We start from the raw sequence: 25,062 nt of genomic DNA, 5'->3' as shown, positions 1-25,062 counted from the left end.
TTTATTCCTCTATCAAAAAATAGATTCAATCTCGTATTCACCTTGGAAACGCTTGGAATTAGTCGACTCTTGCGCATTAAAGCGACTGTCTGAGGACTCATTAACAACAGGCACATGTTTAATGCTGGTATTAGAAACAGGAAGAGACGGTATGGCACGAGGTAGAAAACCTGAAGCCTTCGCGCTTCTTTTTTGATAATGAAGCTCCAATTTTGTTATAGGATATTGACCTGGCAATCGCAGATAACAAGTAAGCGGATCAAGCCCCATAATTTCAGGATAAGTCACCAAGGGTCGTGTAATACGGTTTTTTCCTAAGGAAATCCCATCACGAATGGAGTTAGCTCCATAAGAATAATTTTCTCGGGTATCATCAATTTCCTCATCCCCAAGTTCCTTACTGACAAGTTGCGCCATTTCATGACTTGGACTTGCAAAAAAGGCTCGGGTATTCAGCAAGTCAAAAATTTCAGCCGCCCCACTACGCCCATATACCTTCTCCAATTGACTAAAGCTCTGCATTCCCAGCAGAAAACAGCCGCCAAATTTCCTGACTTCAGCAATGGTTTCACCCAATAAGGGTAATTTGTGCAGGCTTGGTAATTCATCACAAATAAACCAAATTCGCCTGTTCGCATCTTCTGGCAAGCTCAAAAGTGTCAGGGATGCCATGGCAATCCACATCGAAATCAATGGTTTTAAAGATTTATGCTGTTCCCCATTGCTTGATATAAAAAGCCAGCCCTCCAAATCTTTATTTAACAGATAATCACGAATGGAAAAGGAAGGCTTACCAGATTCATCAAGCCCACTTAACGACTGCATTGATTTAAGGTAGGTTGTGATGACGGAGCGAATGGAGATGGCTGTTTTTTCTATTTTATTACTGACCAAAGTCGCTGCAGCCGTGCCGTTGAGATAAGGTTCCAACTCACTAAACTCGCCCGTTACCAGTAACCCTAACAGCTTGGATAGGGAACGTTCCTTATCCTCACGCATTTGACTTGCAAGACAGGCAAACACGGTGCGTGCTGCATTAACCCAAAATGGATCGTTTTCTCCATGCATGGGGATGAGGCTTTCTGCCATGTTTTCCAGTAATTCATCTTTTGGGGCTTCCAGCCATAAATCCCAATTAGCACAGCGTGCATCAAAAGGATTAAGTAAAACATCATGATCTTCCTGAAAATAAGCCTGAGTAAACGTGCATCCCTTGTCATAGACAATGACTCGGTCGCCTCGTGCACGTAAACAATCCATCAATTTCATAATGAACTGACTTTTCCCCATCCCAACCGTGCCATGAACCAATAAATGCTGCACCTCTGCACCTTGCAACAGGGGAAATCCATCAAGATGTAAATCAGATGCTTTTCTTTGCTTTATGATCTGTTTTTTAAGTGTTTCTGATGGGACTAAACTAGCCCCTCGTATAAATTGGTTTTGTGTTTGTACCTTTCCTCGATAAATGAAATATCGGCTCACCAAAAGTGCCACAATCAACGATAGGGGAAAACTCCATAGAGTTGACTGTAACAGGAGTGTCAGTAAACGATCGGAGGTAGCAGAAAAATAGTGATTGTGGAGAAGCTGTTCGACAGTTTGTGATGCATACCCCCCTTTAACAGGGATAGAAAATACATGTGGCACCCCTGCCAGGTGATAAAAATGAGCCGCATGATAGGACACAGTCTGTCTTATCATTCCATGTGGCGCAAAGATACAGGTCATTACAATGCTTAACCCTGCCCAAATGAATAAGTAAACATGAAAGAGCGCTTTGTTAATCTGAAACCACATCCGCAGATTATGGAATGAGATCTGGCCGCCCCGTGTATAATGTTTGTAATTGGATTCATGGCGCATTATATCTTCCTCCAGCTTGTTTTGGGCAAAGCAGCGGCTTCCACTGCTTGTATTTGTGGTTAAAAATTATTCTTTTTGATGTGTTTTGTTTATTTTAAGGGTATTGCCGCACTGGCATTTTTGTCCTTATCAAAATAATTCTTTATGAGAGTAAACAGCACGCTGATGCCTATCCTATTGAGCTCCATTTCAACAAGGATGCTCGTTAAAATCCCGCTGATGAAAAACGCGCCAAAGGATATGAAGAAGGCAGCACTGGGAAACAAGAACAGTGAAGGAATCAAAACAATCCCCGCAAATATTCGATAGGCTATAGTTCCAGCCCTTCTTATTTGTTTTACAATCAATGAGCCTGTTCTTAGTTTGTGTTTCAATTGATAGTCAATCAAAATGTATTGATTTAATGTGCTGTAAATGAATAGAAAAACAAAAAGGCATAGTCCTAGAGCCATTAATGGCAGCCAGAAAAACATGTAGATGAGCTCGTGCGTTGAAATCTCCACCATCAATACGTTCCAATAAAAAGGGAGTGGAAGTAAAAATCCTAGAAGTATTGTTCCATATAGTTTAAAAAAAACATGCAAAAACAAACGCCTGTTCGCCTGGTAATACTCCTTGGCCGGCATAATATCCACGTCCAATGTTTTTAATGTTTCTATATCCAAGGCGATGGCCTCTTTTAATTCTTGTGAATTCATTTCTTCATTATTCATGGATAAGCTCCTTCTTTGGGGCTGATTTATCATGATGATCAACCCATTTAGTAAAATAGGCGAGGTATAACTGCGTTGACGTTACTTTGCCCCAGTTTTTTCCCCTCGCCTACATCGTTGTTCGTTGTTTCAACCGCTTGCTGGTATTGACTCTTTAAACGCCCTCCTCCACTGCTTGTTTTATTTACCGCCGCATCGACCTGATTATTAATTTTTTGCTGCATGCTTTCGGCTCTTGATGCATCCATGCCAACTCCCAGAGTCCTTCCAGAATCCTCCAATGCATTACTGTTTTTGTGGTAGTCCGCTCTCATTTGTGACTCTTTGGTACTTAATGGATTTGCTGCATCCTGATAAAAGGAGTCAATCCGAGCATTTTTAGAAGCATTGCCGTATCGTGCGATTAAACCTTCTCGTTGTTCACTGATAAACTCATTAGCTAGCATTTGTAATTGTTTTAATGAAGCCAGATCTGAAGGATTAGAATACAATTCATCTCGTGCCTTTTCTCCAATGCGGTGTGCCACAAAGCCAGGAAATGCCTGATTAAGATCGGTTGTAATCTGATCGGAGTTTGATTCCACATAACTCCTGGCCGTGCTAATGCGAGCGGCTTTAGACATCGAGGCATCGTAGTTTTGACTTGCCGTTTGTGCTTCCCGCAAGTCAGTACCCATTTGATTCGAAAGGCTTGCCCCTTCCGAATGGCTGTTATCAAAATGATGGTTTTGTGCAAACTGGCTCACGTAATTAAGCGCCTGATTAAAGTCTTCTGCTTCCTTCGCTGACATGCTGCTGTCCGTACCCTCATGGTAACGATCACTACTCGTTGATGACCTATCGAACTTGGCATGACTATCAGCACCTCCTGTTGCTCCAAAAGCAAATCGCCCAATACTTCCCAGCATACTTTTTTCACTTGCGACTCCGACGTGGGCATTTAATCCAGCTGAGGTCATATGAGCCAGCGCATCCTCTTGGCTTATCCCTTCGCGCTTAGCTACATCCGAGGCAATATGCGTCATGGTCGATAAGGCCTGGCTGTATTGACCGGATTCGCTTTCAGATACTCCATCGCCTAAACGCATATCATGTCCCTGCATTTTCGATAATTGTACGGCACTGTGCGCAAAACTGGATAAGGACGTTTGATAATGCTGGCTTTCATTGGCTGCAGCCTGCCTGGATTCCTCAAAAGCCTGATTTAAAGAGCCACTTAAGGCCTTTGTATCTGAAATGTGTACGGGTCCTCGTGACATCCCAGGACTTACATCAAAAACAGCATCTCCATGGCCTGTGGTCGTCTTAAGCACTCCACTTCCCAATTGTTCCGTGTGCATCCCATGCATGTTCGTCCAATTGGTATCGTGCTTGTTAGCCGAAACATTATTGGCGCTGGTATTTTCATAGTTCATATTCCAACCGCTGTAACTTGCCATTGAGATGTTACCTGCAGCTGCAGATTGTGCTTCACTGACTGACAAAGATTGTGCCATACCACCAAAATGCTGGGAGGAGGTACTTAAAATCTGTCCCAATCCTTTCGTGATGTACAGGGCAATAACAGGAACACTTGCCGCCAATGCGCCTGCCGTATAGGCGAAATTACTGTGCATGCTCGCTAATGAATCGATATTAGAGAAGGTCACACCTCCGGTTTTTTGACCAAACAAAGTAATGGTAGTACTTGAGGCCATAGAAACAAACCAATGAAAAATAATAAACATCGGCGGCCATGACCAAAGGTAGATTTGAGATTGTACCCACAAGAAATAAGCGTTACTCAGGGTCGGGAAAAATGAAATTAAAACAACTAATGGAAAAATACACAGCGTTAGCATCCACATCACGGTCATATAGTAAGGCAGGCGAAATCCTGCAAGCCAAAAGCTATTGGCTTCGGCAATGTGCATTTTTTGAGTGCTGTCCGTATTGGTGTAATTCATGAGTGCCGCATCAGCTCCTGAAAAAGCAAAAGCATCGGCAGCAGCATCTCGGGTCGCATTAATTAAGATATTCTGCGTAAGTGTTTCAGCCGCATCTTCGGTAATGTTCATGTAATATTTGTGAGCAGCTTGCAGCCGGTCACCAAAAGTCTTTTCGCCTGGTAAAGAACTGCTGTCCGTGTTGCGTGATCCTAAAGCACCTGTGGTTACCAGATGATTAAGACGCTCCAACTCTAATTTGGCTGCAACGGGCAATCGAGTTTTTAAATTGGCTGCTGCATCAGCACAACTTAAATTGTCTCCATTGTGCAGAATCACCCGATAAATAGGCGATGGGCTCTCAAAATAGGTTTTAGATAGATGAGCACTTTGGGTAAGCTCCTGAGGGCTTAATTGGTGACTTGCCAAAAGTTTTGCCGTAAACACGCATTGACGGATATAGGACGATAGGTCTTGTGCCAAATCAGGCGACATGGAGAGCCTTGTCTGGGTTGCCGCAAGCCAGGTTCTTGCACCAAAAATCATTCCGGTTTTGTTGTACTCCAGGCTATCTGGCATGTGAAATACATCACTAAAAGCAGTTGTTATTCCGTACCCCATGCCACTAATGACTGCTGCAGGTAATGCAACACCTAAAGGCACATGATCAACTGTTAAGGCCTCTCCTGCTCCTTCGGCTGTCTGCATGTCAATTATAGCCACAGGCACTTTAATGCCTAGCACGCAATACATGACTAAAAAGGTGGTCAGCACAAAGCGAGTTAATGATTCGAGCTTTTTCCCCATCACGTACTGATAACCGACCATACCAACGGATAGAATCATGATAATGTCACACGCCGTACTAAAGGTAGATTCAGTAAGCAAAGCGGCCATACCATCAAGCAACTCTTTTAAATAAATCCCATTTTGTGGGGTGTAGATTAATAATGGGCTCATTGTGCCCCTCCGGTATATGATTTTCTTAAGATGGGATTAAGGGCATTAAGCGCCTGCTTCACGTTGTTTTGAACCAATTGATTGGTGGTCAGTGCGGCATTAAAACGTGCTCGTGATTCGCTATTAAAATTATCTACAAATTGTTGGGCTACCTGCAGGTTTTTAAATAATTTCTCTTCATGATCACTACCTAAATCACGCCCTGCAAGGGATGCTCGAATCACTTCAAGTGAATTTGCAAGATACTGGGCAAGCAAATCCGTTGCTACACTCTGAGCAAGTTCATAACTGCTTTGTATGCCGATATTCTGTTGTGCACTGGCTGAAATGAGCTGAAATACAGACGGCTGGGTTAGTTCAATTAACCCTTTTTGTTGTGGCGTTAAGGCCGTCCCTGATTTGATATTCTCATAAACTCCCTGCAGGATGGCTTGTACCTGAGAAACCAGAGCATCTTTGCTGCTGATCTCCTGGCTTCCTTTCACATTGATGGCAACACATTTTATGGGTTTGTTTGAATCAGTGCACTTATAGCTGGGTAATTTGCCTCCATAGAGCAAGGCTTTTACAAAATCCTGATTAGTCGCTAAAGAGGGATACGTTTGCATCCCTCCTTTGGCATCAAATACCAGTGTTCCTGAAATCGACATATAGACTTCTGAAATTTCTGTATCTGATTTGATGAATTCATTCAGTTGTAATGCATCCCAAACTACGTTGGTATTCAAAAGAGCCCTGTCTTTATATTCTGAATCGTTTTTTGCCTGTTCCAATCGCTTTTCAATCTCCCCTCCTGTCGAACATTTATGTCGGGCTTCTGCCCAATCGGTGTATACATTACGATTACGCCCGATGTCCTCACACAAACGCTGATGTGCCGCTCTATTTTTGGGATAAAGCGCTGCAGTCAGGTTTTCTCCCATCTCACACGAATTAAAATTTGTCCCATTAATGTCATTTGCCAGCTTTTGCATGTATTGCATGGCATGAGCAATTTCAGGCAGCTCGGTCTCCAGTGCAAGGTTCATTGCATAGCCTGCCCCGTTACTTAAAATATTCTGCATGAAGGAAACAATCTGCTCTGATTTAATAAAGGAAAAACCACCTGCAAAAATATCAATTCCGCCACATCCTGAGCGAAACCCAGGTACATCAACGTGAGCTATCTGAATGGAACGCACCTGATTTCTGGCATAGACAGAGCCTAATGATGCAAATCCTGCTGCCTGTGATTCATAGGAATGGCTACCCGTGACATTCGCAGAATAACCAAGATTATTAAAAAAATGATTTAAATCGGCACTGGCTGATGCATGAACACCATTTCCTGTCACGCAAGTAAAAGACGCAACAACGGTTAGCACAAGAGCTCTAATCATTAAATTTCTCCTCAATGTGTTGCTTTAATTCATGTACTCTTTGTGCCAGCTGATAAGGAGTTGCTTCTCCAAACAAGACAGCGTAGGCCTCCAGGGTATGTCGATTGACTAAAAACAAGGCGGGAACCGTAGGCTTATACCCTCCTGATACATAGAATGTTTGAAAAAGCTCAGGTGTTAATGGTGTGGTATCGAGTCCATCCAGGGACTCTCCATCCAGGCTAAAAGCACGAACCTTAATATGGAATGTTTCTGAAAAATCCTTTAAAACAGGGGAGAATTTTTTACAATGTGGGCAGGTGCTTCGATAAATAAATGCAAAATAATAATTTTGGGATAAATCTTTAGCTTCAGCTGATTCCTTCTGTGCAAAAGCTTTAGGGGCTTGCTTTTTCAATAACAGTGCATTGAGTTCTTCAACTGCCACATTGGCGTGCAATGGATTAATTACAGAACAAAGCAGTAAAAAAATGATGCGGACAATCATGCTTCAAACCCCTCATAGCTGTATCGTTTGTAATGAGTCGCCACATCCAGCAGGCGTTCTTTTAACTCGGTTGTGGAGACGAAACCATAAGATAAAGGCGACATTTTTTGTGTTTTTAAATCAACAAGAAACAGTGCGGGCATGTAGCGTGACTGTAAATTCATTGTTTTTTGTATTTCATGAAGAGGTATGTTTTTAGGATTAGGCAAACCTTCAATGGGTTGTCCATCTGTTGTGACCGAAATCATTGAAAAGTGGGTCTGATTGACGAATGGCACAAGATGAGTGATGAATTTTTGCGAAATGGAACTGTTCCCTTTGTAAAAAAGGATTAATCCATAACGTTTAGCCCCTTCTCGGACTACCCTCTCCATTAAAAGATTCATTGAATCATTGCGAATGGCCACAGCCGTATTGTCAGTTGGAAAATTTAAGGAATGATCCAGCTCAGGATGAGACAACAGCACCTGTTGCCAGTACTGGACAAATTTCTGATTGTTTTTGGCATACACCTGCTGGGCTTTCATGTACTCATAGGTTGCATCAAATGATGGGGCAATTAATGCCGTTGCGAGCTTATTCATGGTGGCTTTGCGGACTTCCATGAGCTCTTCATATGGAGTCAGCGCAGGCTTTGACACCTTTGGAATTTGAACAGGTTTCATCTGAGGTTCTTTGTTTTCTGTACTGTACCAATGAAACCCATGAGCAGGTGGACTTACTAAATCAGCCATGGCCGGCATGGAAAGTAACATTAAAATAATAGTAAATAATCTCATTTTTGTTCTGCCTTTTTCTGGACTCGCCGTTTGATTTCATCCATTGCTTTTGAAGCGTCGGGGCTATTTAAAACGACATCGCCTACAATTCCTGCTTCTTTTGTTGGTTGTCCTTGGGGAAATGGATAGACAGGGTTTAAAAAATCGATGCGCCCCATGTCAAGGCTTTGTAATTCATTCACACTGAGCCCCGCGCAGCGTGTATGCTCCGCATCTCCTAAAGCATTGGGATTTAATTGTCTTAAACGTCCTTCGGCCTGGATAATGCGCGCCATTTTGCTGTCAAAGACACAATAGGTGCGTTTGTGCTCCAGACAGGTGCCAAAAATGGGATCTTTCTGACTGCAGAATTCGCCTACGTAATGAGCCAGATAATTGAGTTTGGCTTTGCCTAAAGCCTTATCTTCTTCACGACACAAATCGATATGGAGTTTGTCAGCCCAGCCTTCATTCGAACAACAATCAATAATGTCCCAAACCCAGATTTTGCACTGAACGGGATGGCCTGAAAATAAGGTGGCCTGCGTTTTACCAAACTCAGCGCCAGCAGCTCCTGCAACGGCCATGGGTGCCATGGCCTCTCCAAAACCATCATTCTGAGTCGCAGCATGTTCCGTGCAGTCTCCATCGGCACAAAAGAGATCACGCACACAAGCCACAGGCTGTGGGCAGACTGTCTCATCGCAACGATATACCTGCTCATAGAGTGAACAGGCATTATTGTTCATTAATGTACAGCGCGAGCTTGCCTGTAAGCATCCTTTTTCACGTTGCGTTTTACATTCATCAGCTGCAGCGGATGCGCATTGATATCGTGCATTAAGCTCCCAGCAATCGCGGGTGACGGGCAGGCCATTAATGACACGGGTTGGATTGGAATCAGTACACTGCTCTTGTGTTTTTTGACATAGGTTGTTTGTCTCAAGAGCAGCGCATTCATTATCCCAGTGCTCTTCTTCCACATAGGATTTAGAATGAGCATTAATCGTCAATGCCACTTGAATTGGGTAATAGCGACTGAACTTATCTGAAATATACAGGGTGATTACTCCTCCATTCTGGCAGGTTGGAAGTCCCACAACACGCACCCAATGAGCAGAACCACCATTATTTAGAATGGAGTGTACTGTGGCTTTCATCTCCTCGCAGGGATGATTTAATTTAACAGGATTGGTTAAATGTCCTCCTGCGCTATTGGTCATCGCACCCGTTATAAGATTAACCGCTATGAGTCCAGTCCATTTTTTATGAACCCATACCTCAAAGTCAGCTCTTTGACTCCATCGTTCTGTGTTCACGGTTACTTTGCGTTTTTTTAAACACTGTTGTTCTGGTAATTGCCTTGATGTATGACAGATTTCCTCATGCGACTTAATCTCACAAGCCTGTGGCTTTTCATCGCATTTAATCCGCTCATTAGATTGTCCATGGGTAATCGCATAACTTTCTTCTTCAATTAATTTGGCGTTTTTAATCGCTTCATTTTTAGTATTGATTTCAAACTGGCGCTGACCAAAATGCTCGGTCACAGTATGTCCACCGGCATCATTTTTTAAGGCATTCGCAGCCAAGGTACTTAAATCCGTTTTTTCAGTTTCAACCCCCTGATAATGAAGCGATTGCGAGGGATTTTCCGTATAGTCTTTGAAGGTATTCTGGGGCTTAAATTCATTCATGGCGCTCAGTGGCTGATTCCCCAAAGATTTTGCGTATTCTTTTAATTTCTGAAAGTCCTGCGCTGTTGTATTGGCAGCTGAGAACGTGCCAAATCCAAAAATACAGACGATGGCCAACATGCATCTAAACATGGCCTTTCTCCAATATGGTGGCCGCTAATGTGGCTCCTGCATCTCCTTTCTGGGCGATGAGCTCCAGTCCTTTTTTTATGCTTGCATTGCCATAGACTACATCAAAGGGTTGATTGGCACAGAACTGCCCTGAACCGCAAGACTTGGAGGGCTCTGTGACTACAAGCGCTGGAACCGTTGTAATGTGGAATTGACTAAACCAGACCGGATCAATAGAAATTCCCTTAAAGTTTAAATGCTGCTTTTGAGCTTCGCTATTAAGGCGTTTAAATGTTTCTATGGTTTGTTTAAAATCACCATCCACTAAGCCATTAATGACCACGGGAATATGAAACCGTGCTGCTTCATCGCTCAATGCAAATAGAAGTGAGTCGGGCATGGAAAAGGATACAAATAAAATGGCACCTTCTACTCTCTGCGGTTTTTGATTGCTTTGTAAACCGTCCGCGCTGCGTTGCATGAGTGTATCAATCAATGATTGGTGCTCTGATTGATTCCGTGAGGACGTACGATTTAGCATTTCGATTGTCTTACTCGAAATGGTTGATACTTGGTGAGCCCCCTCCTCTTGATACTGCCTTAATTCATCATTAGTGTTTGCAAAACATCCGCCAATCCCGGTCAGAAACAGGATAATGATTTTAATGTAGTGCGCCATTAAAGGCCTCCTTATAAAAAACAACAATTTCTCTTGCGCCAAATCATGAAGCCAAAATTATCCCCATCTCCAGGGTAGGTATGTCCGGCCTCCCAGGTAATGACTGAACGGCCAAAGGGCTGGCAGCGTTTCGCATCAGGTAATGTATTGACTAACTGGTAGCGATACCGGCTTTTAGGCAAAATGGAAGAGTGATAGGTGCGACAAAGTGCAGGCCAATCTTTACCGACCGAATCTTTAATTGCTCCAAGGCGATGAAGCTTAAAGTCGGTGCGTTCTGCCAGGAGCGTTGCGGCACTGATGGGACTTGCCTGATTTGCCACAAAACCATTGAGCGGATAGGTAGATCCTTGAGCGCCCTGGCACCAGAATAGAGAATCCATGGCCGTTCCTGCCAATGCTTTGGTTGCATCTGCTGCACAAGACGCCCGTACTGGCGATGTGGTAAATAAGGTGGCCTCTGGATTAAGAACAAAAGCAAACTCAGAGTCATTCCATGTTGGATCAAGTTCACTCAAATACATCACATCAAAATCTTCTGTCTCCATACAGCCGATGGATGTAAGTACCTGCAGCCAATACATCAGAGGGTATTTGTACCAATGCACGTAATAAAATGCGCCTCGCCCATCCGTATCGGGCATTTGTGAACCACCAAGACCCTGGTCTTTAATATGTAGTTGCACCCCAAGATTCACCATGCAATATGGCTTTCGTGTCACATCGACTAACGCAAAGGGTTCCCAATAACCTATAGTAACTCCTAAAAGTTGTAATTTGTTTGGGCAGGAACAGATAGGGTTCCCAGGATTTTTAGTATCAGGATACTGGCTTTTTACTACTTCGGAGGAACCAATGGTTAAAGGGAACAAACAATCCCAGCAAATGTCGGTAATAGGATTGACAAAATGCCCTTTACACTGCGATGCGTGCAATGAACAGATGAAGAATAAGCCTGCAGCAATTGAACAGAAAAGTCGTTTATTCATCATTCACTCCAATTTCTTTAATTTGCCAATCAAGACCTACCTGACTGACTATGCTTGGAACGTGTTGAAGCTGCAGCCGAGATGAAATGATGCCGTTCACATCAAAATAAATTCGACCAAAAAGCTCTGCAGCAACTCGAACATCACCACCGGTTAAAATGAACTTAACGTGCTTAAAATCGGTGTAATGGTTCTTAACCCAGGCAACCTGTCTTGCATCATCCGCATTAAAGAAAATCAGGGTTTTGAGGAAGTGAACGCGCTCAAATGGGTTTATCCGCGTTCCTGCTTTTGCAATTAAATACCCATCAGGAGTCCAGATATCATGAGATACAGTCACTGCCGGTGAGATGCGAAACGTCTTAGGCGTGCGAGTCGTGCTCAATGCCAAAGGGTGTGGTCTCATCGCCTGACGCGCTGCTTTCTGCTCTAAATCACGCTGAACATGCTCTAAATCACCACTTTGCTGTAATGCATTGAGTTTGTTCATAATGACTTTTCTTATATCCTCTTCTCTAACAGGGAATGTCTGGCCATACTGACCAATATTTTTTGCATGACTTACAGGCTCTAATAAGAAGGCCAGACCAAGAATCAGGGCTAAAAACCGTTTGTTAGTGCGCTTCATGCTTTATCCTTGCTATGGTCAAAGCAATGAGCTCGTCTGTTACATCCACTTGGGAGGGTTTGTAACCAGTCAATACAGGTGCACTGACTAAGGTTACCCGGTGAGACCTTCCATAGTCCTTGATGACTTCTGGAAGGGCTCGTGAAAAGCGATCCATAATGTTTAATTGTTCTTCATGAGTCAGTTTAGAACGGGCAAGCAGCACCGAAGGTGCCTCTATGGCACGATTCATATCAACCACCAAAAGAGGTAACGGCTTAGGCCACATCATAAACATACCCGCCAGGACTCCAATGAACCCACAAACTCCTGCAATGACCCAATATGTGGTGTTTAAGCGATTAAATGGCATAACCCCTCCCATAATGCAGTTCTGCGACATGCGATACCGCATCAAGAAATGCAATCCCTTGTGCCACATAATTAATGACCGCCTGATAATCATCTCCATCAGAAGATAAAAGCACGCGAGTAAATGGATCAACGAACAAGCGATGAAAGGAGGAAATACCGTTGGCGCGCAACAAAACTTGCGAAAAACCAGCTTCTTTCGCTATTGGGAATGATTTCAGAATAGTCATCTCGTAGTCCGAAAAAGTCTCATGCTTTTTTTGATGCTCTAAAAGCGGTGATTCTTCTTGTAAAAAAACAAGCTTTAAAGCGGAGTTCTCCCATGCGGCACGAGCTTCTGAAAATTCAAAATAATCCTCAATCCCCTGAGTAATCGTGACAAATGATGCTTTATGCCGCCGACCAGTACGAAAGCCTTTGGTAATAAAGTTCACTGCAATTAAATCCCCTGTAAAAAAAGACCAGGCTTCATCAATGATGCACATCTTTTGTTTGTTCCTGTCCGAGTTGAACATACGTCTTTGAAACTGAGAAATAACGGACAGGAGAACCGGTGCGCGAATGCTTTGATTGTCTTCAATTTCCTTCAAATCAACTACAATTATGCGGGCATCAGGCGATAACTGGGATGGTTCATTAAACGCCTTTCCATGCTCTGAGGCAGAACAGTAACGCTGAAGGTTTTTAGACAAAATGCGCGCTGTAGGATAGGTTTCGCGGTCGTGCTCGTACAATGACAATAAGACTCCTGCAACCTCATCAATGCGCGTTTGATTCTGAGTTGTTCCAAAAGCGGTTAAAATGGCTTCTCTTAAAGTGCCTCTGTCGTCATCTGTAGCACCGCTGGTCGGGCAAGTTAATAATTCAAACAAGGCAATAATGTCATCAATCTCTCGTAAAATGTCCGTAACATGGGTAAAGGGATTCATCGCCAAATTGCTGTATTCAAGATAAGTCCCACCAAGCGCCTCACACAGTTTTCTGTAGCTTCCACCTACATCAATAATAAAAATATCCCCGCCATTAAATAAAATATTGAGCATCAGCATCTGAATGAAAAAACTTTTACCACCGCCCGATGTTCCGGTTACAGCCATATTGTAATTGCTGCCAAATGCACCCGAGAAAGGATCGATGCAGGCAAACTGATCGCGCATGGTGGGCAACAAAATACCCTTGCCCACCCCGCGCCAGTCAGAAAGAATTGGCATGTATTGGGTTGCATTCCATGAAGAAATTGGCCACATCATGGTTGGAAGAGAAAAATCCTTAGCCAGATTTCCTGTGAAAAAAAACGGCATCGAGACTAAAAAATACGGACATTGCATACGTTTACACAATGCCAATTTAATGTCATTGAACGCAAATACCGTGCGAGCAGCCTCCACATCACGCTCTTTTTCATGAGGTCTTGAAAAAAGAACCACGTTATAAAGCATCTTTACAGAACGAGTCTTCTGTGAGGATAAATCATCTCGAAAAGTACGCCATACTCTTGCCTGCTCCTCAGTTCCCGCTACATTCAAGGCATAATCACTTTTAGATTTTTTATCCAAATCACGGGTCTTGCGGTTCGCTCTACCCTGAGCACGTCCCTGCTCTTCAACCAGATAGATGACCGAGATGATGTGATTACAGGATATTCTTTTATCAGGATGAAAAATGTTGCTGGTATTATTGATGTTCTCCCATAAACAATACTGACGAGGGAGGCGATCAATGGTCAGAACAGATACAGCTGTTTCATAAGCATGTCCAGTTTCATTAGCCCCTTGAATTACTACTTCATTGTTTTTAATTTCAATATCAAAGTCATGAGACAGTGCCTGCTCTTTAAGTAATTTGGTTTTGTCGTATATAACAGGGCGTGGGGTAATTGCATCAGGGCAATTATCCAGATAAAACTGAAGCAAATGCAAAAAATCAGTCGCATCTGCTTGCTTAAATCCAATTTTTGCAGCACTTAAGGATGCTTCAAATGAAACGCGAAACTGGCCAAAACAGGCTTTTAAATCGTTCTCAGATTCTTTTTTGATTTTATCAATGACGATATAGCAATCCGTATGCGTTAATCGAGGTGCAAGCATCGTGTTGGTTTTAAAACCGTGTATGGCGGCTTTTTGATAAAATGCCTTAAGGTTCTCTCCTAACAGGCTTAAATTTTCAAATTCGCTTTTTGTGAACTGCGAAGTAAATGCCTCAATATCTTTCCCTACCTGATTGTGTTTGACGCAAATCAACTGCAAGGTGAACTCATGAGACACTTTAGATTGAAGCAGCGCATCCAGCTGCTCTGCTATGTGTTCATTCGCACCCGTTAAAGGGACAATGCGATAAATTAAACCCGCATTGTGTTCATTAAAAAACAGCTTCGATTCCTCATCAAAATATTGATAAGGTAATAGCTCCTCAGTAAAAGAAGGATATTGATGCGCCTTGAGGTCAAAAGCGGCTCCGTTATCGGCTAGCCCTTTGTCATTCCAGGTCTCCTTTAGCAACTGATAAGTATCTTGAACCCATTCTATAGCGTTTGTAAGCATTGCTTCTCTCCTGTATTCGTGCCAGCGCCTATTTATAATCTGAATACAGATCTTGAATTCTTGCCTGCTGCACGAATTGACCATCGGGTGTATAGCGTTTTTCCTGCACCATACGATTCACCATTTCCATACTTTGACAACCACCCCTGTCAGAAAAAGGACATCTTGCATCCTGATTGTCGAGGATGGATTTCGAGCAGGCACATAACTGCGACACTAAGAAAAGGGTACTCAATAAAAATAGAGGTTTAGTCATGAAGTGGCTCCTCATTTTGTACGGTTGAAAATAATGGGGTAGAGGGTTGTCCTGGTTGATTTAAGAGGGGATTCTCAACAGGATTAACGGTTTGAACCATGGGCTCTTGATTATTGGACTGCATCAATGAAGCGCCATTCACAGGGTGTGTATTTAATTCATAGGCACGGCTTACAGTGGTTGTAACCCCAGACTCGTTTTGGGCATGTCCTTCATTGATAGCGCGTCCTGACTCGTACACCTGATGTTCTTTGTCTATCCAAAAGCCTTTAGTAAATAAAACGGACACACGACGACCAGCACGTGCCACAACCAGTGGATGATAAATATCAGCAATGCGCATTACATAGTCTGAAATACGATTGGCAGGATTACTAAGCGCACCACCAGCAGCCGATTGAGCAAGGGTTGATGCCTGCCCGTAGGTCGTAATGGTGCCAGCCCCCGGATTGATTGTTTGAGCGGTATTTAAATTCTTTAAGCCATCACCAAATCCTGCCAGCATGCCTGCCGCTGCCGAATAGGTTAAGAGCGGCTTTGTTTTTAGAATGGATGTTCCGCGTAAATCCTGCATGGCATCCAAATCAAATACAGAGCCGTAGGCCTTTTGTTCAAAATTGATGTTGTTTCCTGCGCAAGACAGTGTTTCTAAATGCATCACCACGGAACTTCCTGATAAATCACCATAAGTGGATACCAGGGCGACACAGTCTTCCAGATGAGAACGCTGATTGTTGGGCATGATTCCTCCGCTGGTAAGGCGGATTAAAGCAGTTCCCATGTTTTTTGAGCCGTTTATTCCTGCATCACCTAAAACCCCAGTCAGCAACACCCCTTCAACAAAGGTTCCCGCCCAAACATAATTTTTAGAGGTTCGCACTTCCTTGTTTTTTTTCTTCCGGTTGTTAAATTGCACTGTTTCCAGTCCTGATTTTGCGAGCAGTTCGCGCTCTGCCTGATGCTTTTTCTTTTGCTGTGCTTCCATTTCTTCACGAGTTGGCGGCCTAACGGTGACCAGGCTTGCCTGACGGGTAGAAACCAGTGCAACCTGTAATTGTTCGTTCATTTTTTTATTTTCTTCTTCAAGGTGTGAAAGCTGTTCTTTCATGGCCTGGATCAAAGCTTTTGTTTCCGAATTTTCTGTTTTCACAGGTGCTGCTTCCTGCTGTTTTTTATGATGTTCTGCCACTAACTCTTTTAAAGAATCAATTTGTTGCTGCTGTTGCAGAAGGAGTGCTTCGTCACTGCCCTGATTAAAAGTACTTTCAAAAATACTCTCGAACGGAGCTTCTTCCTGGTGGACTGGTTTTTTTTTCTCAGCTGATGAGTAACAATAAAATCCATAGGATGCCCCACCCACCAGTAATAAAATGGCTGCGTGCTTCAATTGTTCCTTTTTGGCCAGTTTATTGGCGTTTTGAGGTTTTAGCGTCAACCATTGTTTTATTTTTTTAAACATTACCTACTCTCCTTCCAACTCATTTTAAGCAGCTTCTGGTTTATCCCTGATTGCTGTATAACCCATATAAATAAGCGATTTTTTTAGGTGGGAGCGCCTCATCACTTAATGACAGGGATTCTGCGTCCTTATGGGCAAATAAGGCGGTTGTAAGCGCCAGCTCATGATTTGATGTATTTTCTAACCGATAGATAAAGCCGGTGAAACGCTTCCCCTGATATTGTTTTTCAAGAGTTACCTTAATGTTTTTTTTAATGTAAAAAGAACGTGGAGTAATTCGTTTCTCATTAAATTCTTTGGGGGTCTCCCCTGCTTTCATGGCAGCGATTGCCTCATCTACTTCACTGGCATCAGGGGTATCCAGTTTCACAAATTTCAATTTTGTTTGAGCGCGCGGCACAAGCCTTAAGGTTTTTCCAACCGATTCATCAGGTGTCAGGGTAAGTGATACGTGATGTCCTTTATCTGTAGTTAGGAACAGGGTAATGGGAACTTGAAAATTGGGCTTTATATACACCGAAGAATCCGTGCTTTCAGGGTTATCCATCTCACTTTTATCTACTGTAATAGCATGCTCTGGGTAACTTAATTTAGTGATCGATTCCCCTTCAACAAACACACGATTAAAGTTAATACTCGATAAGGTCAGATTAAACTGCTCTCCTTCTTCAAAAGCGATGACCGAAGGAGCTGTGCTTGCACAAACAATTCCTGAGCACAAACAACTTATAAGAAGAATGTTTTTTTTAACTTGATCATAAATTGAGTTAGTCATGGTGTATCTCCTGAATGGACACAAGATTTAAAAGGCCTGATTGATGTGAAAACTGCACTCGATACATTTTGTGTTGTGGCTTTAATTGAAGCCCATGGCTTGTGCGATACAATTGCCCTTCGATTTGACCTTGATTTTTAGAGACATCCACGGATACTTTTTCAACATAAAAAACTGAGCTTACATTTTTTTCATGTACTGTTTTTCGCTCGGCATCCAATAGTTTGGAAAACGATTCCTGGTATTTCGCTGGAATCAGATGAGACAGCATGGTGTAGCGTGCATCAATGGTCTCAGGATTGTAGGTCAGGCGTAAGTCAGCAGCTTTCTGCGTCATTTCTTTCAGGTATTCGGGTGAATAGCCTTTATCACCAATGCTAAACTCTAGACCAGTACACACTGGAAGCCAGTGAACCTGCTTATGCAGTAAGGTATAAAAATTTAAGGCGCAAAGGACAATAATTGCAAACGTACTCGATAGCGCCCAAATCAGTGTCAGCTTGAATAACAGTCTGTTTTTTGCAATCGCATTATCACGAAATGAAGTATCCATTAAATCACCTGATATAAATTCGGTTGGCAGAATCGGGAAAAGCTCGAAATACAAGGGACGTTAACCTGTGAGGCAGCGACCAGTATACGATGGCAAACAGACTCCGCAGAGGCAGTCCTCCATACTTGATATGCATCGCAACGCTTAGGGCTGCGCCTATCATAAAAAGCTGATAGGCAAGTCCTGTTAAAAGCCCAATTCCCGTGAGTAAAAAAATGGGCAGGCCTGTGGTAACAGGAATACCCGCAATTTTAGGCTCATCAGAGAGCATAAAGGTTTGGTAGTTGCGAGCCATTATTTCAATGCCCAGTGAGTAAACACCATCAATACAGGAACACCCGCAAGGACTGCGATATTTTTGGTTTTGATGTAGGCATAAGCCCCTGCAAGCCCTTCTGCTAACAAAAGAAAATAAGGGAGATCTGAATCCGCTCCAAAGGTTGCCTTTACTTCCTCTTTTAATCCAGAAAGCCGATTCTCAGCAGCAAAACAGGAGTCTGGCATCAAACACAACAGTGCCAAACCAATCATTAAAAAAGGGAGCAGCTGCCTGGCATACAGATATCCTTTAATGCTCAAATCGTTCATTGCTGTTCTATAGTTCATCACATTCTCCTTTTTTGGTTAAAAAAATCCCCCTGAGCCCCAATTTGTGCTCATTTTTTATTCTTTTTATTTAATGAATCGTGTTTTTGTGGTTTTATAAAGAGCGCTTATCCATCCATGGTTACTCCTTTATCAAGCATGCTTTGACTTAATAGGTGGTTGTTCTTTTTAAGTTCAACTAAAATTTGCGTCAGTAGGTGATTTGCAGAATCCAGTTTTTTGAACAAAGCCACATACTCAACTGCTTTTGCTATGTCAGGAACCTCCTTATCCATTGCTAGCAAAAGCGTAAAAAGCGCTCCACTGGAAAGAATGTGTTTAAAATATTCGACATCCTGTTCATCATTTTCAGTTGAAACGGCAGTCAGATTCTGATTAATCTTAAAATTGTTTTCAGGCAGTGTTGTGGGCTCTGCATGAATAACTCCACTCACAACGATGAGGGTCATCGACAGCATGAGTGTTTTAATTGGGTTCATTGAGCGCTCCTTTTATTTTTGTTATGAACTTAAGCTTTTAAAATTAGTCCGATGTTTGGTCTGTTTCTGGTATGTTGATGTTCTCAAGTTCACTTTTCATCACAATAACTCGTGCAAGATAGGGTTTTACCTTCGGTGATAAATGTGTACAGTAGCTTCTTACATTGCTGATTGCTTTTAATTCATTGTATCCATAAGCCATAGAAACAACTGCACTGTCTTTTTTATGATGCTGCAATTGGGCTCCTGCTGATTCCAGGTAGGCTGCAGCAATTGCGACATCTCCAGAACATAAATCGGAATTGTTTTCTTTGGCAATCTGGTTGAGTTGATAAGACGTATCAAAAATTGGTCTTTCTAAATCGTAGTGATTCGAACTGGTTGCAACAGCACAGGGTGAACCCAGTGCGGTGATGATAAGTCCTGCTATTACATTGATTCTCATTACTATTCCCTCTTTAACTCATTATTGTTTTTTAAATCCTATGCACTTTTTTCATGAAGCTCTAATCAGGCTGCATCAAAAAATGCCCGCTAATGTTTTTACCAGACCTTGTTCCAATGCGGGTCGTGCTTCTGCAAAACTCAGATTGACTTTATCGGCATTGGATACCACCCGCGTTCTATAGCGTTGGTAATCACTGTGTTTGCTCAATGTCTGTGTGGTTCCAGATGCAGTGCCATTTTGAAGGTTGGAATTAAACTGCTCATGAACAGTACCTTTTCCAACGCGCTCAGAAATTTGTACATCGGTAATCATCGTGTAATTCACTGCCTTGACTAGAGAATCTGCAGCCAAACCAATAATTCCCCCACCAATACCTGCACCAATCATGGTGCTTGAATGACCGCTTAATGCACCCAGTGCAGTTCCTGTTGCTGCCCCTGCCAATGCACTGCCATACCCGCCACCTAGCGCGGATTGGCTTGCAGACGCGCTCATTTTTCCCACCTTAAGAATATTGGCCTGCAGCAGGTAATGGGCTTTGGATGGATTTCCAACCACTTTATAGCCATGTTCTTCTAATGCCTGCTTTAGTGACTTATCAATGGATAATGACTCTTGAGAAGTATTCTTAATTGTGATGTAAATCGTTTTTTGACTTTGAGCCACAGGATCAAGAAAAATCGTTTGGCTGAGTTTTGTATCTGTTTCTAAGTTACGATGTTCGATCACTGTTGATGTTGCAGCACAGCTCACCAACAGGGCAAAAGATCCAGTTAAAGCTAAAGTGGTAATTGCCTTTTGTATCTGGTTAATGCATGGTTTCATATTATTCCCTTAACTCGTTAGTATGGTGATTTGAATGGTTAATGAGTCTGTACGCCCCGTGCTTCCTTCCACTGACCAGGCTTATTTAAAAACAGAGATTGTTCTTTTTTAATTTTTTGATGTATTTCCTGACGATGAATAATTACATCTTGTGGTGCATCGAACCCTAAGCGGACTTGATTACCCTTAACACCGAGCACGGTGATATAAATGTCATCATTGATTAGTACGGTTTCGCCTATTCTACGTGTAAGTATTAACATGCTGTGTTCCTTTTATTGGTTAGTGAATTGAATATTCTTTTTTTTGTGAATCAATCTCGAATCGAAGCGCTTCGCATGCCAATCGTGCCTCCATTGCAATGTGCCAGAAATCGCATTCAGGGATTTCCTGATAGGCCAGAGCTAATGACTCAGAGCAGGCGTTTAAAAGACAGTACAGCTCTTCCTTTGTAAACAGTTTTAAACATGGAATTTGTTTCATCATGCAACTCCCAATAACTGGCGAATTTTCGCAAGGTGTGTTGTTGCAATGTCTTTTGATTGAGGCAAAGTGCACAGCACCTTCTCTTTAATTTCCGGGATCTGGTGTCCTTGTCTCATTAAATGACATACCCGTTCATATGCCTCTTTAAATACTGCAAAAGAATGGCCTTCATTATCAATTTCCAGAAATTTAAGCCCCAGTCTTTTGGCAGTAAATTTAACCACTGCATGACTCCAGTTTGGGTTCGTTGAATAAGCGCTGTTTAAAACCTCCCTATGCGCCTCGGCAGCAGAAGGCAGGCGCAAATCACTATAAAAGCCAAGACACAAAGCTCGAAACTGCAGGCAATTGGGTGGAAATTCACAAAACTTGTCGCCTTTACTCAATGTCATTAATCGCTCCACACCACTGTCTAATGCTTTTGGAGTTAAATCTTTAAGTGCAGCAAACCAAACTCCTGTATCATTCACTCCATGCTTACTGATAAAAAGTTGCCCGTATATTGCAGTCAGCTTCATCCAGAGGCTGGACAAGTGTTCCTTCGATAAATGAACCGGAGTTGAGTTCATTGCCTGAGGTGTCCCAGAGTGAGTCGATTGAAATGCCATGATGTTCGCTGACTCGCTCAAGTGCTGTTTGGTTAAGAGTGCTTTGATTTGTACCACGCTCATTGTGATGACTCCTTAATTGTCCTTGTGCCTTTTGTAGTTGTTTTTGCATGTATTGGGCATCTCGCTCAAGCCAGTTAATGAATACTGGATTAAAGTCAGCCCATAGAGTGTTTTGTTTTTTGTTGTGCTTGATAAACGCCTGAATTTCTTCTTTGTCAGTTACTTTGGTTAGTCCCATGGAAAATGCCATTTCGATGGTTTTTGTGTTTGGGTAAAAGTCATCGCAAATTGGTTTTTTGCTGCAACAAAAATCATTGCTCGCAATTTCAGTTTGTTTGTTTGAGTTAGTTATATTAAATATATTAATATTCTTTGCAGAGCTCTTTAGTGTGTTAGCTTCTCTGTTAACTTCTATGTTAGATTTTCCCTCTGAATCTCCTTCTCTATCAGAATCTATAAGGGATTTAGGTGAATTAAGATCTGTGTTAACTTCTTTCTTTATAATCAATTGATTATAGATCTTAGGGACCTCTGGGAATATAAATTTTAAATTTTGCCCTTCAGTTATAACTTGAAAGTATTCGCTACACTCATGTTCTATAGACTTTATGAAATTTCTGATGGTTTGCTTAGATGGAACACCACTGTTGATTCGACCTGGAGCGGTTTTAATCTCTAAGGATCTTGATAGATCACGATAACTAATGTCAGATACAATTCCCGTAAGAGGATTTGCAAGATTTAATAGTTCATAAATAATTAATCTAGGACCATAGGGTAATAATTGAAACTTTTTTTCTATTTGTTTCCTAGCATTAATGTATAACTCAACATCAAACTTCATCAACAAATCCTTTTATTTATCTAATTTATTAGATAAGACTATCAGCCAATGGTAAAAATTACAATAATTTTTTTACCATTAAGGTAAATTTATAATGATTTGTCATACCTAATATGCTATAACGCATTGTATTTTGATGTTTTTTATACTATTTTTTTGGTAAATTCTTACGAAGATTTATTAACCATTTTGGTATATCATAGAATAAACATGCACCTGACTGAATTATTTAAATATGAGCAATCCTGTAATAGACAATGTTTCATCCCCCGAGTCTCGGGGCAAGAGAATAAGATTCATACGCGAGCATCTCCTGTCTTTTACACGAGAAGATTTTTGTCGCGATTCTAATTTTACTGCTCAATCATTAAAAGGATGGGAATTAGCATGGGGAGGAGGTTTATCCCAGCAGGGGGCTGTAAAAATCGTTAAACGAGCTAAAGAGTTAAATATTTATTGCACAGAATCATGGTTAATGCATGGCATTGGTAAAAATGCCACAAAAATCACAAAAGATTTAGATATCCAAGAGGGTGACGAAAGCCACATAGCTAAAGAATTACTACTATTCAGAGAACTACAACACTCTATTGACACCGTTATAAAAGATGATGGCATGATCCCTCTCTTATACCCTGGGAATTATGTTGGCGGTATAATAGTCAACAACATTGAGAGTGCCATTGGTAAAGATTGTATTATTATTGCGGACAATGATGAAGTATTTGTCAGGATCTTAAGGCATGGACAAGAACCAGCTCGCTATGACTTAGTTTGTTTAAATGAAAAAACTACATTAGTGAAAAAAGAAATAAAAAATACCGCCATTAAATTTGCAGCCCCAATTGTATGGATCCGCAGAATATTTCGAGAAAATAATTACTAATGAAAGCTTACAAAAAAGATATTTTGCCACATCAAGAATTTTATATAATCAGATTTACTAAAAGCTCGAGTCTACCTTATGCTCTTTTCATTCATGGTGGCCCTGGTCTCAATTGTGGAACCATAGAGTATCTTATTGATCATCATAATTTATTTAATTCTCTCCAGTGCAATATTATTCTGTATGATCAACGAAATTGCGGTAAATCTAATAAAATTAAAAAGTTAGTATTACAGCAAGATAATATAAATGATTTGCAAAAAATAATTCTATACCTTGATGACCATTTTAATCTTAACATCCATGCTTTGATTGGACATAGTTATGGTGCAAAACTTCTTTTTGATTACTACAAAAATTATGAGTCTACCATCCCTGGCGTTTTTGTTTCTACCGCTCAATCAATACTAACACCTCGTTTGAATAATTTAATGCTAGACCTATCCTATCTGAAAAAAAGTAATTTAGAGCTATATAACAAAATATTAAATGAAATTAATAATCTTGACCTTAATAAAATCTGGGAACTATCAGAACAATTAACTCCAGTTTTCCAAGAAAATAAAGACAGACCTTATTTATATTGGGCCAATTTAGAATATTATAATTTGGTTCAAAATGCACAGAAAAAGATCAATCTACCATTGGATATGAACACGTTTATCAGTGTAAGAAAAGATCTTTATTCAAAAGAAGCCAATTTTTCTGTTAATATTAATGAGCTTAAAATACGTAAATTATGGATAAATGGTTTTCACGATTTTGTCATGAACGGACACCAAATAGCATTGTCGAACATTCATGAAATTATAACTTTCAATAAATCGTCTCACTACCCACATCTAGAAGAGAATGATCGTTTTAGTGAGCTTTTAAATGAATTTATTAAATAGCTCTAAGGCAATCATCTTATTGTTTTCTATACTAATATCCCCTGTTGTTCACGCACAATCTAAAATTAAAATATGTTTGACCGGTAGGATTGTAGAAAATTTAAAATCATATGGTCAGTCTTTTTTAAATGCAGCATATCTTGCCAAAGAAGAAAATGATCTCTCTAACAAAGTTGTGATTAAGAGTTATTTTTATAATAACAGACCATTGGAGCCAATGCATATTTATAATCAAATGGTAAATGACTCTTGCTCTGCAATTATTGGGTTTGAATATCTATCAGACTTGTTATTAGCTGTAAAAGAACAGAAAAATGACACCATTCCTATTTTTACTTCCTACGCTAGCACCACCAACTCTGATCAATTACCTAAGAATATTTTTATCTTTATGCCAAGCTATAATTACCAAGCTGAAAAAATGATGAGCTACTTACATGAGCGCTATAAAAATATAAACAACGTGTTGCTTATAACGGAAATTAACCGTGATGAGATGCTAAAGTATAAGGAAGTGTATTCCAGCATTCTAAAAAAGGAACACGTACAATATTCTACATTTGATTTTCTAGAAAATGACAGCGATATAGAGGGAAAATTGAGCATTTTTTTGAATGAACGAAAATATCAATATGTTTTTTTATTGTCAGGTGCAATAGCATCAGCAAAAATTGCCAATATTATGAATAACCATAGCACTGTTTTTATTGGCACAGAAAACTTTGGTTCTTCAGTTAGTCAAACATTTTTTATGCGACTAAATGATAAAGTAATTCACTCTCATTTTATCCGCAATTTAGATTTTATACAGCCCTATGATGCTTTAACTAAATTTGAAAATATTTATATTCAAAAATT

Annotated in this window: 28 protein-coding genes; 3 read left to right on the top strand and 25 right to left on the bottom strand. The window is 41.1% G+C overall.

Translation table 11 applies throughout. The features are described 5' to 3' along the window. Positions 1-12: 12 nt before the first annotated feature. The 25 genes from traD to Lani_RS15770 form a co-directional block, all read right to left on the bottom strand. A complete protein-coding gene (traD, locus tag Lani_RS15890; protein WP_014845135.1) occupies positions 13-1,866 on the bottom strand; it encodes a type IV conjugative transfer system coupling protein TraD in 1,854 nt (617 codons plus the stop codon). Between the two features lie 89 nt (positions 1,867-1,955). Further along, entirely contained in the window at positions 1,956-2,579 is a 624-nt protein-coding gene (locus Lani_RS15885) for a hypothetical protein (protein ID WP_014845136.1), read from the bottom strand. A gap of 47 nt (positions 2,580-2,626) precedes the next feature. Continuing rightward, positions 2,627-5,464 carry a conjugal transfer protein TraG N-terminal domain-containing protein gene (locus Lani_RS15880; RefSeq protein WP_014845137.1) on the bottom strand — a complete coding sequence of 946 codons (2,838 nt, stop codon included), beginning with the start codon at positions 5,462-5,464 and terminating at the stop codon, positions 2,627-2,629. Continuing rightward, entirely contained in the window at positions 5,461-6,843 is a 1,383-nt protein-coding gene (locus tag Lani_RS15875) for a conjugal transfer protein TraH (protein ID WP_014845138.1), read from the bottom strand. Before Lani_RS15875 ends, Lani_RS15880 begins: the two co-directional genes overlap by 4 nt. Then, positions 6,836-7,330 (bottom strand): type-F conjugative transfer system pilin assembly thiol-disulfide isomerase TrbB, encoded by a 495-nt coding sequence (gene trbB / locus Lani_RS15870; RefSeq protein WP_014845139.1) that lies wholly within the window; start codon positions 7,328-7,330, stop codon positions 6,836-6,838. Before trbB ends, Lani_RS15875 begins: the two co-directional genes overlap by 8 nt. Next, on the bottom strand, positions 7,327-8,109 hold the full coding sequence (traF, locus tag Lani_RS15865; protein WP_014845140.1) for a type-F conjugative transfer system pilin assembly protein TraF: 783 nt from the start codon (positions 8,107-8,109) through the stop codon (positions 7,327-7,329). The genes trbB and traF overlap by 4 nt, the downstream gene beginning before the upstream one ends. Further along, positions 8,106-9,917: a type-F conjugative transfer system mating-pair stabilization protein TraN gene (gene traN / locus Lani_RS15860; RefSeq protein WP_014845141.1), complete on the bottom strand. Its 1,812-nt coding sequence runs from the start codon at positions 9,915-9,917 to the stop codon at positions 8,106-8,108. The genes traF and traN overlap by 4 nt, the downstream gene beginning before the upstream one ends. Next, positions 9,910-10,575, bottom strand: coding sequence for a type-F conjugative transfer system pilin assembly protein TrbC (gene trbC / locus Lani_RS15855; RefSeq protein WP_101901819.1), 666 nt, complete (start codon positions 10,573-10,575; stop codon positions 9,910-9,912). Before trbC ends, traN begins: the two co-directional genes overlap by 8 nt. An 11-nt stretch (positions 10,576-10,586) precedes the next feature. After that, positions 10,587-11,564, bottom strand: a complete 978-nt coding sequence (gene traU / locus Lani_RS15850; RefSeq protein WP_014845143.1) for a conjugal transfer pilus assembly protein TraU — start codon at positions 11,562-11,564, stop codon at positions 10,587-10,589. Beyond that, positions 11,557-12,192: a type-F conjugative transfer system protein TraW gene (traW, locus tag Lani_RS15845; protein WP_014845144.1), complete on the bottom strand. Its 636-nt coding sequence runs from the start codon at positions 12,190-12,192 to the stop codon at positions 11,557-11,559. Before traW ends, traU begins: the two co-directional genes overlap by 8 nt. Continuing rightward, positions 12,179-12,544, bottom strand: a complete 366-nt coding sequence (locus tag Lani_RS15840; RefSeq protein WP_014845145.1) for a TrbI F-type domain-containing protein — start codon at positions 12,542-12,544, stop codon at positions 12,179-12,181. The genes traW and Lani_RS15840 overlap by 14 nt, the downstream gene beginning before the upstream one ends. Further along, entirely contained in the window at positions 12,534-15,083 is a 2,550-nt protein-coding gene (gene traC / locus Lani_RS15835) for a type IV secretion system protein TraC (RefSeq protein ID WP_014845146.1), read from the bottom strand. Before traC ends, Lani_RS15840 begins: the two co-directional genes overlap by 11 nt. A gap of 28 nt (positions 15,084-15,111) precedes the next feature. Further along, the gene (locus Lani_RS15830; RefSeq protein WP_014845147.1) at positions 15,112-15,339 is read right to left on the bottom strand and encodes a hypothetical protein; all 228 of its coding nucleotides are present in this window, start codon (positions 15,337-15,339) and stop codon (positions 15,112-15,114) included. After that, positions 15,332-16,798, bottom strand: a complete 1,467-nt coding sequence (locus Lani_RS15825) for a TraB/VirB10 family protein (protein ID WP_014845148.1) — start codon at positions 16,796-16,798, stop codon at positions 15,332-15,334. Before Lani_RS15825 ends, Lani_RS15830 begins: the two co-directional genes overlap by 8 nt. 40 nt (positions 16,799-16,838) lie before the next feature. Beyond that, positions 16,839-17,573 (bottom strand): type-F conjugative transfer system secretin TraK, encoded by a 735-nt coding sequence (traK, locus tag Lani_RS15820; protein ID WP_014845149.1) that lies wholly within the window; start codon positions 17,571-17,573, stop codon positions 16,839-16,841. Further along, positions 17,566-18,126, bottom strand: coding sequence for a TraE/TraK family type IV conjugative transfer system protein (locus Lani_RS15815; protein WP_041174155.1), 561 nt, complete (start codon positions 18,124-18,126; stop codon positions 17,566-17,568). The genes traK and Lani_RS15815 overlap by 8 nt, the downstream gene beginning before the upstream one ends. Before the next feature lie 4 nt (positions 18,127-18,130). Then, entirely contained in the window at positions 18,131-18,421 is a 291-nt protein-coding gene (traL, locus tag Lani_RS15810) for a type IV conjugative transfer system protein TraL (protein ID WP_014845151.1), read from the bottom strand. After that, entirely contained in the window at positions 18,421-18,732 is a 312-nt protein-coding gene (locus tag Lani_RS15805) for a type IV conjugative transfer system pilin TraA (protein ID WP_014845152.1), read from the bottom strand. The genes traL and Lani_RS15805 overlap by 1 nt, the downstream gene beginning before the upstream one ends. Before the next feature lie 107 nt (positions 18,733-18,839). After that, positions 18,840-19,211 (bottom strand): hypothetical protein, encoded by a 372-nt coding sequence (locus Lani_RS15800; RefSeq protein ID WP_014845153.1) that lies wholly within the window; start codon positions 19,209-19,211, stop codon positions 18,840-18,842. Between the two features lie 43 nt (positions 19,212-19,254). Continuing rightward, entirely contained in the window at positions 19,255-19,656 is a 402-nt protein-coding gene (locus Lani_RS15795) for a hypothetical protein (protein WP_014845154.1), read from the bottom strand. Between the two features lie 75 nt (positions 19,657-19,731). Next, complete coding sequence (locus tag Lani_RS15790; RefSeq protein WP_014845155.1) at positions 19,732-20,484, bottom strand: complement resistance protein TraT; 753 nt, start codon at positions 20,482-20,484, stop codon at positions 19,732-19,734. A gap of 38 nt (positions 20,485-20,522) precedes the next feature. Beyond that, complete coding sequence (csrA, locus tag Lani_RS15785) at positions 20,523-20,747, bottom strand: carbon storage regulator CsrA (RefSeq protein WP_014845156.1); 225 nt, start codon at positions 20,745-20,747, stop codon at positions 20,523-20,525. A 19-nt stretch (positions 20,748-20,766) separates the two neighbouring features. Next, positions 20,767-20,970: a hypothetical protein gene (locus tag Lani_RS15780; protein WP_014845157.1), complete on the bottom strand. Its 204-nt coding sequence runs from the start codon at positions 20,968-20,970 to the stop codon at positions 20,767-20,769. Then, positions 20,967-21,440: a hypothetical protein gene (locus Lani_RS15775; RefSeq protein WP_223499707.1), complete on the bottom strand. Its 474-nt coding sequence runs from the start codon at positions 21,438-21,440 to the stop codon at positions 20,967-20,969. Before Lani_RS15775 ends, Lani_RS15780 begins: the two co-directional genes overlap by 4 nt. Before the next feature lie 7 nt (positions 21,441-21,447). Next, entirely contained in the window at positions 21,448-22,425 is a 978-nt protein-coding gene (locus tag Lani_RS15770) for a hypothetical protein (protein ID WP_014845159.1), read from the bottom strand. Between the two features lie 235 nt (positions 22,426-22,660). Here Lani_RS15770 and Lani_RS15765 point away from each other — a divergent pair, with 235 nt between their 5' ends. The 3 genes from Lani_RS15765 to Lani_RS15755 all read left to right on the top strand — a co-directional run. Continuing rightward, positions 22,661-23,311 carry a helix-turn-helix domain-containing protein gene (locus Lani_RS15765; protein WP_014845160.1) on the top strand — a complete coding sequence of 217 codons (651 nt, stop codon included), beginning with the start codon at positions 22,661-22,663 and terminating at the stop codon, positions 23,309-23,311. Next, complete coding sequence (locus Lani_RS15760; RefSeq protein ID WP_014845161.1) at positions 23,311-24,204, top strand: alpha/beta fold hydrolase; 894 nt, start codon at positions 23,311-23,313, stop codon at positions 24,202-24,204. The genes Lani_RS15765 and Lani_RS15760 overlap by 1 nt, the downstream gene beginning before the upstream one ends. Then, the coding region (locus Lani_RS15755; RefSeq protein WP_238585195.1) for an ABC transporter substrate-binding protein at positions 24,188-25,062 on the top strand (875 nt) is incomplete at its 3' end. The genes Lani_RS15760 and Lani_RS15755, both read left to right, overlap by 17 nt.

It is taken from the genome of Legionella anisa, from assembly GCF_001467525.1.
Taxonomy (GTDB): Bacteria; Pseudomonadota; Gammaproteobacteria; order Legionellales; family Legionellaceae; genus Legionella; species Legionella anisa.
The sequence above is the reverse complement of the archived record's forward strand: the minus strand, read 5'-3'. Positions and strand labels throughout refer to the sequence as shown.